Here is a 15,166-nt window from a genome sequence, read left to right as displayed (position 1 = left end):
CTTCCAACATGTTTCGGAATTCCCCTACAAAAAAAGAGGGCGGGCCTTGCGGCCCGCCCTCCCCTTGCTGCTGTCGCGCTTCGATCGATCAGAAGCGCTGGGTGTACTTCATGTAGTAGAAGCGACCGATATCGAAGCCACCGTAGTAGGAGAAGCTCGAATTCGGCTGGCTGTACATGACCGGGCCTTCGTGGTTGAACACGTTGTTGGCACCGAGCGAGACAGTGGCCTGCCACGGCAGGTTGTAACGCACCTGCACGTCGTGGAAGGTGTTCGAACCGACCTTGCGGGTCGGCTGGCCCAGGGTGTAGGCCGAGTTGAAGTCAGGCAGGTTGCACTCGGTATCGTAGGAGCACGGCTCCTTCATGCCCGAGTAGTAACGCACGCCCCAGTTCACGCCCAGGTTGCCCAGGGTCCAGTCGACATTGAGGTTCGAACGGACGCGGAAGTTGGCACCCCAATCGCCGGTCGCCCAGCTGGTGTGCTGCTCGACCGGGGTTTCGGCTTCGTTGTCACGCTTGTACTCGAGGTAATCGACGTAGGTGGTCTTCCAGTCGATGACGAACTTGCCGAAGGAGAACTCCGGCAGGCGGTACTTGACGCCCAGGTCGTAACCTGCGGTTTCCTGGTAGCCACCGTTGATCAGGGTGCGGGTGACGTCGACCACCTGGTTGACAGCACGGCCATCGGTGCCGCGTTCGAAACGCTCACACGCCGACGCCACGCCCAGCACGTAGCACTGGTTGAGGATCGAGGTCACCGACTCGGCGGCGATCACGTTGTTGATGCGGATCTTCCACCAGTCGAGGCTGACGTCCAGGCCCTGCACGAAGTTCGGGCTGTACACCAGGCCGGCAGTCCAGGTCTTGGAGGTTTCCGGCTTCAGTTCCGGGTTGGAACCCGACTCGAAGGCGCTGTAGGACTGGGTGCCCGGGCCGGTCGACTGCGCACCGCCGGAGGTGATCTGGCGGAAGTTGGCCGGAACGCCGCCCGCCTGGCAGGCTGCGGCCACCGACGGGTTGCGCGCCGCCGAGCCGAAGCTGCTGTCGCACGGATCGGTGTAGGCGTCGAAGGTCTGCGACGTGCCACCGTACATGTTGGAGATGCTCGGGGCGCGGAAGCCGGTCGAGTAGGTCGCACGCACCAGCAGGTCGTCGATCGGCTTCCACTTCAGGCCGAACTTGCTGTTGATGGTGTCACCGAAGGTGTTGTAGTCCGAGTAGCGGCCGGCCATGTCGAGCGACAGCTCCTTGGCGAACGGCATGTCGGCCAGCACCGGCACGTTCAGTTCGACGTAGAACTCGTCGAGCTTGTAGCTGCCCTTGGTCGGCTTGCCGGCCAGGTCGGTGCTCAGGCCCGACTGCAGCAGCGCATCCGGGTTGTACTCGCCGCTTTCTTCGCGGTGCTCGTAACCGGCCGCGATGGCCAGCTCACCGGCCGGCAGCGAGAACAGCGAGCCACCGATGTTGGCGCTGTAGGCCTTGGTGGTGTTGGTGTAGGTATCGTGGCTCGGCAGGAACAGGTAAGCCTGCAGGGCCGGATCGGCCAGCGAGCCGTTGCCGGTGGAGCCGTACGGTGCCAGCGGGTTCCACGGGGTGCAGCCGGCGATGACGTGGCCCGGGGTGCCGCAACGGGCAACGTCGCCGTCCATGAAGGACGGGCCGACGGCATTCTGCACGTTCGGGATGAACAGGTTGCCGGTGCCGGTCTTCACGCCCTTGTTCTGGTTGTAGACGTAGCCCACGTCCCAGTCCCAGAACTTGTCACCGAACTCGAACGAACCTTCCAGGCCGGCCGAGAAGCGGAAGGTTTCCTGCTCCGACTCGGTCTGGCGCGGCATTTCCGAGGTACGACGGATGAAGTTCGCATCCGTGCCCAGCGGGTTGTAGATGCTGTTGCCCGACAGCGGGGTCTCATAGACCTCGGACTGGTACGGGTAGCCGGCGATCTGCTGGGTGGCCGTACGCTTGGTGTACAGCACGTTCGCGGTGGCGCGGATGTTGTCGGTCAGGTCGTAGTTGCCATTGGCGAACACCGAACGACGGGTCAGCTTGTTCTGCAGCCACATTTCCTGGCTGGCATTGGTGTAGTCAGCCGGGCCGAACTCGCGGAAGTCCGCCATGGTGTTGCCCGTGCCATTGTTGGCGCGGGTGTACCAGTTGTCGTTGCTGTCGATCAGCACGCCGTGGTTGGACGCCGGCGACCAGCCGTTGGCATCCGTATCGGTCGGGTTCGGGTGGAAGCGACCGTTCGGGTAGCGGCTGAAGGAACGATCCTTCGCCCAGACCGGATCTTCCTTGCTGTACTCGGCACCGAAGGTGATCGAACCGCGCTCACCGGTCTGGCCGTAGACGAAGTTGTAGACCTGCTTCTCGCCGTCGCCCTGGCCGTACTGGCCGCCGTAGACGCTGGCTTCCAGGCCGTCGAAGTTCTTGCGGGTGATGATGTTGATCACGCCGGCGATGGCGTCGGAGCCGTAGATCGCCGAGGCGCCGTCGGTCAGCACTTCAATGCGCTCGACCACCGAGGTCGGGATGGCAGCCAGGTCGGTGTAGCCGCCGGTGCTGACGCCCATGCGCTTGCCGTCCAGCAGCACCAGGGTGCGCTCCGGGCCCAGGCCGCGCAGGTCGACGTACTGGCCGCCCACTTCTTCGCCCGAGGTCAGGGCGTCGGCACGGCTGATGGCCGGCGAACCGGTCGCCGACAGGTTCTGCACGATGTCGCCGACGCTGGTGAAGCCCTGCTTCTCGATGTCGGCGCGCTGCAGCGCGATCACGGGCTGCGCGGTTTCCATGCTCGCCTGGCGGATGCGCGAGCCGGTGACCGAAATGCGGTCCAGGTCGGTCGTGGCCTTCGCTTCCTGGGCGGAAGCAAAGGCCGGCGCCAGCGCCAGCGCGATGCCGGCGGGCAGCAGGCCGAGCCGCACTGCGGGATTACAAACGTTCATCAATCTCTCCAAGGTACGTGTTAGCAGCGTGTTAAAACACCCCAGCACGTTACGATTGCGTTGCGACGCTGTATTTGCGCGACCCAACCAGAGACTTTGCAGAATGTGGCGGCAGAACCCCGCCGTTTTCGCGGAAGCGCGATGCCGATTGGCCGTAGCGGGCGCGGAAGGCGCGGGCGAAGCTGCAGCAGTTGTCGAATCCGCTGGCTGCGGCGACCTCACCCACCATCATGTCGGTGTCACGCAGCAGATCGGCGGCCCGTTCCAGGCGCAACCGTGCCGAAAGCGACTGAGGACTCTCTTCGTAGAGGCTCTGGAAGGTCTTGGAGAGATACCAGCTGGAGAAGTTGGTCAGTTCGGCCAACTCACCGATGCGCACCACGCGATGGCTGTTGCCCTCCAGGTACAGCCTTGCGCGCTGCATGCGCCCGAACACCTGCCGCTTGCGGCTGCGCGAGCGCCCCGGGCAGCGCTGCACGTTCTCGGCCAGGCCCCGCTGCAGGCTCGCCAGATGCAGCAGCAGCGGCCTCAGTGCATGGGCCGGCTGGCCACTGGCCAGCGCATCGCGCCACAACCGCAGGCCCACCCGGGCGTCGCTGCGGCTCAAGCGGCCGCGACCGGCATACAGGCCACAGTCGGCCATCTCGGTCAGTACCCGCAGCGCTTCCACGTTCAGGTTCAGGCCCACGCACAACCCGTTGCGGCCCGCCTGCACCAGCGGCCGGGACTCCTTCTCGAATGCGATCCACTCGCCCTGGCGCAGCCGGAAGCGCCCTTCCTTGGCTTCGACCCAGGAACTCCCACGCACCTGCATCCACACCGTGAAGCTGCTTCCCGCCGTCTGCAGGCTGCCCAGCCGGGCGACGCCGAGGCAGGTGGGCGTGCCTTCATCGAGGGACTTGTCGAGAGAGACGGTTTGGCCGCGATCGGCCAGTGAGAGTTGACGCATGTGGGCACCACGGATTTGCCTAGTACAGGTCTCCGTTTTGCCCAATCAGGCGGCAGCGCGTCAGGAAAGTCTGCCGAGATCGCCACGAATTCGTGGCGAGAACGGCACGAAAAAATTACGAAGAGAAATTCTTCTTGAAAATCAAAAACCTGGAGAACGCCGGGAACAACGTCGGTGCCGGCTGAGGCAGCTGCATGACGCCGATGTCGGCACCATCGCTCACGGCCAGGGCCACGTACAGATCACGACCATCGGCGCTGGCGCTGATCCCGTTACCCGCGCTGAGCCGTAGCGCATCCAGGCAACGCTCCGGGGCCTCGACACCGGCCTCGATGCGGATCAGGGTCGTACCACACCGGGTAGAAGTTCCCAGGTAGCCGATAGCGCCACTGCCGGCGACGGTCCAGGTGCGATAGCGCCAGCGGCTCGGCCTGTCCTCGCTGATCTGGCGCACGCTGGCCGACGACAGCGCCGGATCGACCGACCACAGCCCGCCAGCCGCCAGGCGCGTGAACAGCACCCGCCCGCTGCCACGATCGAAACGGGCCTGCGATACCCCGTCGATGCTGGCCAGCCGGCGCCAGGGCTGGGTACTGCGATCGAACAGGCTCAACCGGGTGCGCTGGTCCGCATCGCGTTCAACCACCAGCAGCTGGTCCTCGGTTGCACCGTACAGGGCCTGCAGCGGCTGCTCCGCTGGCACCGGCAACGCCTGCAGGCGCTCATCTCGCGGTGAGATCTCGTAGATCACCGTGCGCCCGTGTTCATCTCGCCCCACCACCAGCAGGTGGCGGCTGTCGGCGGACCAGTCCGGTGCCTGCCGCCCCTCTGGCCGCAGGCCCTCGATCGGCCGCAACGAGTCCGGCCGCTGCATGTCGGCCCACCACAGGGCGAAACTGCCGGAACGATCGGAGGTGAAAACCAGCTGCCGGCCATCGGGCGCCGCCATCGGTTGGCCATCGCGGCCACTGGAAGCGAACAGGCGCTGCGCGCTGCCGCCATCGGTCGGCACCTTGAATACACCGAACTGGGCACGGCGGTGAACGAACGCCAGCACCCCGCCATGCCGCGACACCGCAGGCCACTGCGCATCGTCCAGACCGGCATCACGCAGCGTGCGGCGTTCAACATCGAGGTAGTACAGGCGCACTTCGCTGTCGACACGCCGCCCGAACACAATGGTGCGGCCATCATCGACCCACGCCCACCCCCGCTGCTCGGCCGCTTCGTTGGTCAGCTGCTCCGGGACGCCGCCACTGGCCGGCATCCGCCACAGGTCGCCCATCTGCGGATTGCGCACGAACACCAGCCACTTGCCGTCCGGCGAGTAGCGCGGCGCATAGTCGAAGTCGTCCGCATCGACGCTGTAATCCACGGCATTCCACTGACCACTGGCCAGGTCGAGCACGCGGATGCCGCGGTGCGCATAGCGCCCAACCATGCTGCCGAATACCAGCCCACGGCCGTCCGGGGTCCAGTCGAAACTGAGCAGTTCGGTGCCGTCACAGCGCGTTGCCTGGCGCAGCGCGCCGCCGGTAGCGCTGGCAATCAGTACCTGGCAGCCGCCTTCGGCACTGAACCGTGCAAATGCGATCTCGCGGCCATCCGGCGACCAGCTGGGAAAACGATCGCTGGCGCCCACCGGGGGAGCGAGCAACTGGCGCGCGGGCGCATTGCCCGAGGTCTGCACCTTGATCGCTCCGCCGCCCTTGCCGTCCTCGTTGGCACCTTCGTAGGCGACCTGGGAACCATCGGGGGAGAGGGTTGGATAGGTCTCAAAACCACTGGTCGCGGTAATCAGCCGGTAGGGCCGCTGCGGGCTGCCGATCACGCGGACACCGTTCTCGACAGCCGCATCCACCGGTGAGCTCGCCACCGAGGGCCGCCGCAGCAACAGCATCGTCAGCACGATCACCGCCGCCAGCATCAACAAGCCTGCCGCCAGCAGTACCTTGCGCCGGACCTGGCGCCAGGTCCGGCGCAGGCCCGGTGCCGGCAACGGGATGCCGACAGGAACCACGCCCGCGGCGCCTGCCAGCGTCAGCGGCGGATCGGCAATCTCGCCGATCTCCACCGCAGGCTCGGGCGCTTCCAGCACCTGGACCGGTACCAGCAGGCGGTAGCCGCTCTTGGCGATGGTCTCGATATAGGCCTGGCCGTTGTCGTCATCGTTGGCAAACGCCTTGCGCAGCTGCGTGACCGCCTGGGTCAACACGTCGTTGGTCGGCAGCGTGTCAGGCCACACTTCGGCAAACAGCTCCTCGCGGGTGACCACCCGGCCGGGCTGGCGCAGCAGCACGCGCAGCACACCCAGCGCCTTCGGTGTCAGCCGGCGTGGACGACGCGCACCCGCAACTTCGACCTCTCGCGAGGACAAAGTGACGACGCATTCGCCAACCTGGATGCGGTCGGCCTCGGGCGGCTGGGTTTCGCTGCTGTTCATTTTCCGATATACAGTAGGGACGGGCCTGGGCAGGTTTCACCAGCGATACCGTCCCCATGCAGGGACAACAAAAAGCCAGATTCCGCACAAAGCATCGGCGCATACCGCAAAAACAATTACGCGGACCGATATTAGCCTAAGCCGGTTACCCCGCCTATGACGGGGTCGACACTCAGGCTCTCTCTCGCCGACGCATTCACATAATCTGCATCATCATTCGCGCCCTAGCGGGCGCGAAATTTTTATCTGGCGTTCATTTTCACATGCGCCGAAGCATCGTCAATCCGACCAGTCGCGAGACCACCAGCGCGACATACATGACGCCTGCGAACTGTTCGAGCATGACCAATGCCCGCGCCTGCGGATGCAGCGGCACCACATCGCTCAATCCGACCCCGGACAACAAGCTGAAGCTCAGATAAAGCAATTCCATCCAGCTGCGCTGCGGCCCCCCGCCCGTGCCCTGGAAACTGCCCGGGTACCACTGTTGGCACACCGCGAACGCAAACGCGAACGCCCAGGCCAGCAGGGTGAAGGTCGCACCGGCGGCAAACAACTCATCGCGGGTGACTTTATGGTCCTGCAGCATGTAGGCGATCAGCGCACCGGCCGTGTAGAAGTACAGCAGGCTCTCCAGCAGCTGCGCCGTGGTCAGCAGCGCGCTGCGGTCCAGCAGGGCGCCGGCCAGCGAGAACACCACCGAGGGGATCGCCAGCAGCAGCGCCAGCCAGGTGCCCAGCGGGCTGCGCTGCACCACCCACAGGGCAAGGCCAAGCACCGCCATCCCGAACATGCCCAGCGCCGCGCGGCCGGCGGCGGTGTCATCCAGCGCGGGATACAGCAGCACCGCCAGCAGTTGTGCACCGAGCAGCCAGGCCGAGGGATGGCGGCGGGCAATGGCCAGCCAGCGGGTGGTCATGGCAACAGGCATGGCGTCCTTTCCCCCGGGGCGATGGGCGGAGGATAGCTGGACACGGCGTGATGAGCGGTCGTGCCGGCTGCTGGCCGGCACGCCCCCTCGCGCATCACCCCTGGCGGTACACCTCGGCACCGGCGGCGCGGAATTGCTCCGACTTCTCCTTCATGCCGGCCTCGGCGTAGTCGCGCACGTCCTGGGTGATCTTCATCGAGCAGAAGTGCGGACCGCACATCGAACAGAAGTGGGCCAGCTTGTGCGCGTCCTTCGGCAGGGTCTCATCATGGAACTCCTTGGCCTTCTCCGGATCCAGGCCAAGGTGGAACTGATCCTCCCAGCGGAATTCGAAGCGCGCCTTGCTCAGCGCGTTGTCGCGCACCTGCGCACCTGGGTGGCCCTTGGCCAGGTCGGCCGCATGCGCGGCGATGCGGTAGGCCATGATGCCGTCGCGTACGTCCTGGCGGTTGGGCAGGCCCAGGTGCTCCTTCGGCGTCACGTAGCAGAGCATCGCCGTGCCGAACCAGCCGATCATCGCCGCGCCGATCGCACTGGTGATGTGGTCGTAGCCGGGTGCGATGTCGGTGGTCAGTGGCCCCAGCGTGTAGAACGGCGCTTCGCCGCACTCGCGCAGCTGCTTGTCCATGTTCTCCTTGATCAGCTGCATCGGCACGTGGCCGGGGCCTTCGATCATGGTCTGCACGTCGTGCTTCCAGGCAATCTTCGTCAGCTCGCCCAGCGTTTCCAGTTCGCCGAACTGCGCTGCATCGTTGGCATCGGCGATGCAGCCCGGGCGCAGGCCGTCGCCCAGCGAGAAGGTCACGTCGTAGGCCTTCATGATCTCGCAGATCTCTTCGAAATGCGTGTAAAGGAAGTTCTCCCTGTGATGCGCCAGGCACCACTTGGCCATGATCGAACCGCCACGGCTGACGATGCCGGTCACCCGCTTGGCGGTGAGCGGCACATAGCGCAGCAGCACGCCGGCATGGATGGTGAAGTAGTCCACCCCCTGCTCGGCCTGTTCGATCAACGTATCGCGGAAGATCTCCCAGGTGAGCGCCTCGGCGCGGCCGTCGACTTTCTCCAGGGCCTGGTAGATCGGCACGGTGCCGATCGCCACCGGCGAATTGCGGATGATCCACTCGCGGGTTTCGTGGATGTGCTTGCCGGTGGACAGGTCCATCACCGTATCGCCGCCCCAGCGGATCGCCCACACCAGCTTCTCCACTTCCTCGGCGATACCGGAGGACACAGCGCTGTTGCCGATGTTGGCGTTGATCTTGGTGAGGAAGTTGCGGCCGATGATCATCGGCTCGCTTTCCGGATGGTTGATGTTGTTGGGCAGCACCGCACGACCGCGGGCGATCTCGTCGCGCACGAATTCCGGCGTGATGATCTTCTGGATCGACGCACCGAACGCCTCGCCGGGGTGCTGCTGCAGCAGGCCTGCATCGCGGATCGCATCCAGCCGCTGGTTCTCGCGGATGGCGACGAATTCCATTTCCGGCGTGATGATGCCGCGGCGTGCGTAATGCATCTGGGTGACGTTGGCGCCGGCACGTGCACGGCGCGGCAGGCTGCGTGCGGGGAAGCGCACCGCATCGAGCTTCGGGTCATGCTCGCGATCGCGGCCGAAGGAAGAACTCAGGCTTTCGAGCTGCTCGGTGTCGCCGCGCTCTTCCACCCAGCCGCGACGCAGCGCTGGCAAGCCAGCGGACAGATCGATGCGCACTTCCGGATCGGTATACGGGCCCGACGTGTCGTAGACCGTGACCGGTGCATTCTCTTCGCCACCGAACAGCGTCGGCGTGCGGGTCAGCGCGATCTCGCGCATCGGCACCTGCAGGCCCGGGCGCGAGCCGGACACGTGGATCTTGCGCGAGCCGGGAATGGGCCGGGTCACGGATTCGGAGAGTTGCTGGGCCTGTTGCTGCAGGGCGGAGAGCTGTGCGTTCATCGGGCATCGTCCAGGAAGGTCAGGGACGAAGCGGCGGCGCACTGCCGCCGCGCACGGACGGTCCTTGGGCGGAGTCCGGGCACGGCTGCATTGCAAAGCTTCCCTACGCCGGTATGAGCCGGATCAGGTTCCAAGGGACTGTCTCAACCGTGGCCACAAGGCCGCGGTACCCCCGCTTCTTGCTGCGCATTAGAGCATAGAAAACACTGCAGCTCATGGCCGTTGCAGCCGCGCATCGCGTGGATCCGTTGTTTCTGTATTAACAGAACCGTGACATCGCGTTCAGTAACGTGCACGTCCGTCGCATTCCAGCGACCGATGCTTCCTTCGCCGCCGACGCGGCCCCTGCCCGGTTCGCACTGCACGCCGCCGGCCCCTCGCTGCAAGCTCTGCTCGCTCCCCTCAATCCCTTGATCGGAGAAGCTCCTTCATGGTGTTTCGCATTTCCATCGCACTGGTGCTCGTCCTGGTGCTGCTGGCCGGCTTCGCGCCCGGCCCGTTCAATACCGTTGTCCAATCGGTACTCGCCGATGTCATCCGCAGTGTCGGCTGGCTCTATCTTCTGGTCGTGTTCCTGGCGCTGACCTTCTTGATGTACCTGGCCTTCGGTCGCTTCGGCAACCTGCGTATCGGCGGTGAAGATGCCGAACCGGAGTTCTCGCGCGCCAGCTGGATGTCGATGCTGTTCGCCGCGGGCATGGGCATCGGCCTGGTGTTCTGGGGTGCCGCCGAGCCGATTTCCCACTTCACCAAGCCGCCGGAAGGCCTGGCACCGCAGAGCATGGACGCGGCGCGGGCTTCGATGCGCTATGCGTTCTTCCATTGGGGCCTGCATCCTTGGGCGATCTACGCGTTGATCGGCCTGGCGATGGCCTGGTTCCAGTTCAACCGCAACGGCCGCGGCCTGGTCAGCGACATGCTGCAACCGATCATCGGCCGCCACCATCGCGGCTGGATCGGGCGTGTGGTCAACATTGCAGCAGTCGTTGCCACCGCGATTGGCGTGGCCACCACACTGGGGTTCGGCACCATCCAGATCGCCGCGGGCATGGAGCGCGTGTTCGGCCTGCATGCGGGCGTGCCCCTGCAACTGACCATCATCGCCATCGCGTTCGTGCTGTACATGGCGTCCACCGCCAGTGGCGTGGAGCGCGGGGTGAAGTGGTTGTCCAACTTCAACCTTGCGCTGGCCGCGCTGCTGGCCGCCACCGTGCTGGTGCTGGGCCCGACCGGATTCATCTTCGATACGTTCACCACCACCCTGGGCTCGTACCTCAACCAGCTGGTGACCATGAGCCTGCGCATGTCGCCGTTCTCGGGCAGCACGTGGGTGGCGGACTGGACCATCTTCTACTGGGCGTGGTGGATTTCCTGGGCTCCGTTCGTCGGCTCGTTCATCGCGCGCATCTCGCGCGGGCGCAGTGTCCGCGAGTTCGTCATCGGCGTGGTGCTGGCACCGACGGTGCTGGGCTTCTTCTGGTTCGCCGTGTTTGGTGGCACTGCGCTGTGGGCGCAGATCTTCGGCCACGCCGATCTGGTGCAGGCGCTGGGCAACGGCTATGAAACGGTACTGTTCACCCTGTTTGACAGCATGCCGCTGCCCTTGCTGCTTTCCTGCATCGCGCTGGTGCTGCTGATGATCTTCTTCGTGACATCGGCCGATTCGGCGGTGCTGGTGCTGGCCAGCATGTCCACTGACGAAGCGGGCGATCCGCCGCTGAAGCGCAAGCTGGCCTGGGGCATCGCGGTGGCATTGATCGCAGCGGCGCTGCTGCTGGCGGGCGGCCTGGATGCGCTGCAGGGCATGATCACGATCGCAGCGTTGCCATTCGCGCTGCTGATGGTGCTGGTGATGGTGTCGCTGTACCGGGTGCTGGACCAGGAGTACACGCGCGAGCGGCGGCAGGCGCAGCGCCAGCGACACATGATCGATGCGTGGATCGCGCGCGAGATGGCGGCGCAGGAAGAGACGCAGGCGGAGGCGGCACGCGCGCAGGATTCGGATTGAGGGTGTTTTGCAGCCTGCGGCTGCACCGCTTTTTTCAAGCAACGGCCCAGGTCAAATTCAAAAGCGGCTCTGGATTACTGCTGGTTTGGCGGGGCGGTGTGGGTGGGCAGGACACGCCATAAACCCGTCCCTGGGGGCTCGATGGCGCCATCCATGGCGCCAACGGTCCTGCACACCCACACCGCCCCACCCCCGACAGTTTCCGTGTGACGGTTGGTTTTCCACGCCATGCGTGGATGAGGTGTATCGGAAAACAAGAAGGGGTCGGATCCGTTTTCCTGCGGAAAACGGATCCGACCCCAACCCAAAGCGCGCGGCTGTTGCTGTTGCTCTTGCTCTTCTTTTTTCTTTTCCTGCGGTGATGGCCACGGAAACTGTCCGTGGCCGGGCAGGTGGGCTGGGCGGGGGTGTCAGCCGCATGGATGCGGCTGCCAAGCCTCCAGGGACGGATTCACGGCGTCCCCCGACCAGCCCACCCGCCCGGCCCAATCACATGATTCCGCTTCCACGAACCATCACCGCAGAGGGGGCTCAGCCCGTTGGCCGGGAAACCTCAGTACCCCGCCGCCTGCCCATCCTTGCGGCTCTCCGACGCACCGTAGTAAACCCCGGTGTCCGGATCACGCATGATGGCCTGGTACCCGCCATACGGGCCGTCGGCGAACACAATGCGATGCCCCTTGCGCATCAGCGCACGCACCGTCTCATACGGGAATCCGGTTTCCAGGTTGACCTCACCGCCATCGGTCATCGCCGTGGCCTGCCCGGTGGGTTCGGTCGAGCCCTCGTGCTGGATGCGCGGCGCATCACCGGCTTCCTGCAGGTTCATGCCGAAGTCCACCAGGTTCATCACGATCTGCGCGTGGCCCTGCGGCTGCATCGCGCCGCCCATGACGCCGAAGCTGGCATACGGCTTGCCGCCCTTGGTGATGAAGGCCGGGATGATGGTCTGGAACGGGCGCTTGCCCGGCGCGTAGCCGTTGGGATGGTTCTTCTGCAGGACGAACATCTCGCCGCGATCCTGCAGGATGAAGCCCAGCCCCGGCGGCGCCATGCCGCTGCCCATGCCGCGGTAGTTGGACTGGATCAGCGACACCATCATGCCGTCGGCGTCGGCCACGGTCATGTAGATGGTGTCGCCCTCTTCCAGCTGCTTCGGCGTGCCGGGCTGCACTTCCTTCAGCGCCTTGTCCATCGAAATCAGCGCACGTCGCTGCGCGGCGTACTCCTTGGAAATCAACTTCTGCACCGGCGCCGGCTGGAACGCCATGTCGGCATAGAAGCGCGCACGGTCGGCAAAGGCCAGCTTCTTCGCTTCCACGAACAGGTGCACGTGCTCCGGTGATCCGAACGGAATCTTCGAGAAATCGTAGCCCTCCAGCACGTTGAGGATCTGCAGTGCGGCGATGCCCTGGCTGTTCGGCGGCAGTTCCCATACGTCGTAGCCGCGGTAGTTGCTGCTGACCGGCTCGACCCACTCCCCATGGTGGTCGGCCATGTCCTGGTAGCTCAGGTAGCCACCATTGGCCTTGAAGTAGTCGCCGATGGTGCGGGCGATATCGCCCTTGTAGAAGGCGTCGCGCCCGCCATCGGCGATCTTCTGCAGGGTGCTGGCCAGGTTCGGGTTCTTCCACATCTCGCCCTTGCGCGGGGCCTGGCCGTTGATCGTGAACTGCTCCTTGAAGCCCGGATACTGCGACAACTTGGGTACCGAGCGATCCCAGTAGTAGGCGATCACTTCGGCCACCGGATGGCCCGCGCGGGCGTAGCGGATGGCTGGGGCCAGGTTGTCGGCCATCGGCTTGCGGCCAAAGCGGTCGTGCAGCGCGAACCAGCCGTCGACTGCGCCGGGCACGGAGACCGGCAGGGGGCCGGTGGCCGGGATGTCCTTCAGGCCACGGCGCTGGAACTCGGCCAGGGTCAGTGACTTCGGCGAGCGGCCCGAACCGTTGTAGCCGTACAGCTTCTGCGTCTTCGGGTCCCAGACGATGGCGAACAGGTCTCCGCCGATGCCGTTGCCGGTGGGCTCCATCAGGCCGAGTGCAGCGTTGGCGGCGATTGCCGCGTCCACCGCCGAGCCACCGCCCTTCATCACATCGAGTGCGATCTGGGTGGCCAGCGGCTGCGAGGTGGCCGCCATGGCGTGGGGCGCGATCACTTCCGAACGGGTGGCGAAGGTGTGGCCGGTGATGCGGTCGGCGCCAGAGGACAGTGCGGGCACGGCGGCCAGCACGGCGGCGGCCAGCAGGGAACGAGCAAGACGTCGGGACACGGTCGGGTTCCGATGGAAGGGTGGTCCCCGATCTTCGCCGCTGCGGCCTTCACGCGGTATCGGGCAGAGGTCATGGGCGATGGTCTTTCGGTGGGTGCAGACCAAGATGCGCCCCCCACGGCGTATACAACCCGGAATCCGCGCAAAAACCTCAACGAAAAGAGTGAATTCGGGTTCACCGAAACACTTTCAGCGGCAACCATCGTTGTGCCACAAGCGATTGCGCTGGATGCAGCGGAAACCGAAAAAAATTCTGTCGCGAGGGTTGACATCGCCAAAACGGCTGTGTTTCTCTCGATCACATGTTGCATCACAACACACCACCGCGAACCCACATCGAAGCCGCCGACACTGGCGCCGCATCGCTGCGTTCGATTCTTGTGCTCGTACTTATTACCCAACCCACAGGTGCGGGACGAGCCAGCGTGTAAGCAACAAACACACCGGAACTCATCAAAAACCCGCACCCGCCCCGGTGCGGGTTTTTTCATTTCAGGACCTGGTTTCAGACGCAACCACCATGAACAACGCCACCTTCAAAACCAGGACCCGCACCACCACGACGCCTCGTGGTGGCTGTGCCTGTGCGATGCGCGGCACCACCTCCACCGCTTTCCCCTGACCGGCCGGCACGTCACCTCGACGACCGGCCGTTCTTTTTTCTTCCCACCGCAAGGAACCTCCCCCATGAGCACCAACGACCTGCCCCAGACCAAGATCGCCGTCATCGGCTACGGCAGCCAGGGCCGCGCCCACGCACTGAACCTGCGCGAATCCGGCTTCGACGTGGTGGTAGGCCTGCGTCCGGGCGGCCCGACCGAGGTCAAGGCACAGGCCGACGGTTTCACCGTGAAAGCACCGGCCGAAGCGGTGAAGGACGCCGACCTGGTCGCCGTGCTGACCCCGGACATGGTGCAGAAGAAACTCTATGACGACGTGCTGGCGCCGAACATGAAACAGGGCGCGGTTCTGTTGTTCGCGCATGGCCTGAACGTTCACTTCGACATGATCAAGCCGCGCGAGGATCTGGACGTGGTGCTGGTCGCGCCGAAGGGCCCGGGCGCGCTGGTGCGCCGCGAGTATGAAATCGGCCGCGGCGTGCCGTGCATCTGGGCGGTCTACCAGGACAAGAGCGGCAAGGCCGCCGACTACGCACTGGCCTATGCCGGTGGCCTGGGCGGCGCCCGCGCCAACCTGATCCAGACCACCTTCAAGGAGGAAACCGAAACCGATCTGTTCGGCGAGCAGGCGGTGCTGTGCGGCGGTGCCTCGGCGCTGGTGCAGGCCGGTTTCGAGACCCTGGTCGAAGCCGGTTACCAGCCGGAGATCGCCTACTACGAAGTGCTGCACGAACTGAAGCTGATCGTCGACCTGTTCTACGAAGGCGGCATCTCGCGCATGCTGGAATTCATTTCCGAGACCGCGCAGTACGGCGACTACGTCAGCGGCCCGCGCGTGATCGACGCCGGCACCAAGGCGCGCATGAAGGAAGTGCTGAAGGATATCCAGGACGGCACCTTCACCAAGAACTGGGTGGCCGAGTACGAAGCGGGCCTGCCGAACTACAACAAGTTCAAGCAGGCCGACCTGGAGCACCCGATCGAAAAGGTGGGCAAGGAACTGCGCGCCAAGATGGTCTGGTTGCAAGGACAGGCCGCGTAACCGCGCGGCCCTCCC

Annotated in this window: 8 protein-coding genes and 1 riboswitch; of the genes, 2 read left to right on the top strand and 6 right to left on the bottom strand. The window is 65.0% G+C overall.

All coding sequences use genetic code 11. From position 1 onward, the window contains the following. Positions 1-88: 88 nt before the first annotated feature. From SSKA14_RS05935 to thiC, 5 genes are all read right to left on the bottom strand, one after another. Complete coding sequence (locus tag SSKA14_RS05935) at positions 89-2,947, bottom strand: TonB-dependent receptor (RefSeq protein WP_040007131.1); 2,859 nt, start codon at positions 2,945-2,947, stop codon at positions 89-91. A gap of 49 nt (positions 2,948-2,996) precedes the next feature. Next, positions 2,997-3,896 carry a helix-turn-helix transcriptional regulator gene (locus SSKA14_RS05930; protein WP_006467828.1) on the bottom strand — a complete coding sequence of 300 codons (900 nt, stop codon included), beginning with the start codon at positions 3,894-3,896 and terminating at the stop codon, positions 2,997-2,999. 115 nt (positions 3,897-4,011) lie between these two features. Continuing rightward, entirely contained in the window at positions 4,012-6,339 is a 2,328-nt protein-coding gene (locus tag SSKA14_RS05925; RefSeq protein ID WP_008268593.1) for a winged helix-turn-helix domain-containing protein, read from the bottom strand. 259 nt (positions 6,340-6,598) lie between these two features. After that, positions 6,599-7,270, bottom strand: coding sequence for an ion channel (locus SSKA14_RS05920; RefSeq protein WP_050413344.1), 672 nt, complete (start codon positions 7,268-7,270; stop codon positions 6,599-6,601). Between the two features lie 94 nt (positions 7,271-7,364). Beyond that, positions 7,365-9,209 (bottom strand): phosphomethylpyrimidine synthase ThiC, encoded by a 1,845-nt coding sequence (gene thiC / locus SSKA14_RS05915; protein ID WP_008267989.1) that lies wholly within the window; start codon positions 9,207-9,209, stop codon positions 7,365-7,367. 82 nt (positions 9,210-9,291) lie between these two features. Continuing rightward, a riboswitch (TPP riboswitch) is annotated at positions 9,292-9,393 on the bottom strand. A 246-nt stretch (positions 9,394-9,639) separates the two neighbouring features. Between thiC and SSKA14_RS05910 the strand changes: the two genes are divergently transcribed. Next, positions 9,640-11,217 (top strand): BCCT family transporter, encoded by a 1,578-nt coding sequence (locus SSKA14_RS05910; RefSeq protein WP_008267394.1) that lies wholly within the window; start codon positions 9,640-9,642, stop codon positions 11,215-11,217. A gap of 553 nt (positions 11,218-11,770) precedes the next feature. On the opposite strand, the gene ggt is transcribed toward SSKA14_RS05910, so the two are convergent. Beyond that, positions 11,771-13,489, bottom strand: coding sequence for a gamma-glutamyltransferase (ggt, locus tag SSKA14_RS05905; protein ID WP_008266572.1), 1,719 nt, complete (start codon positions 13,487-13,489; stop codon positions 11,771-11,773). Positions 13,490-14,176: 687 nt separating this feature from the next. Here ggt and ilvC point away from each other — a divergent pair. Continuing rightward, entirely contained in the window at positions 14,177-15,151 is a 975-nt protein-coding gene (gene ilvC / locus SSKA14_RS05900) for a ketol-acid reductoisomerase (protein ID WP_008265163.1), read from the top strand. Positions 15,152-15,166 lie beyond the last annotated feature (15 nt).

This window comes from Stenotrophomonas sp. SKA14 (assembly GCF_000158575.1).
GTDB classification, from domain to species: Bacteria; Pseudomonadota; Gammaproteobacteria; order Xanthomonadales; family Xanthomonadaceae; genus Stenotrophomonas; species Stenotrophomonas forensis.
Note: the sequence above shows the minus strand (reverse complement) of the source record. Positions and strands in the feature narration are given on the sequence as shown.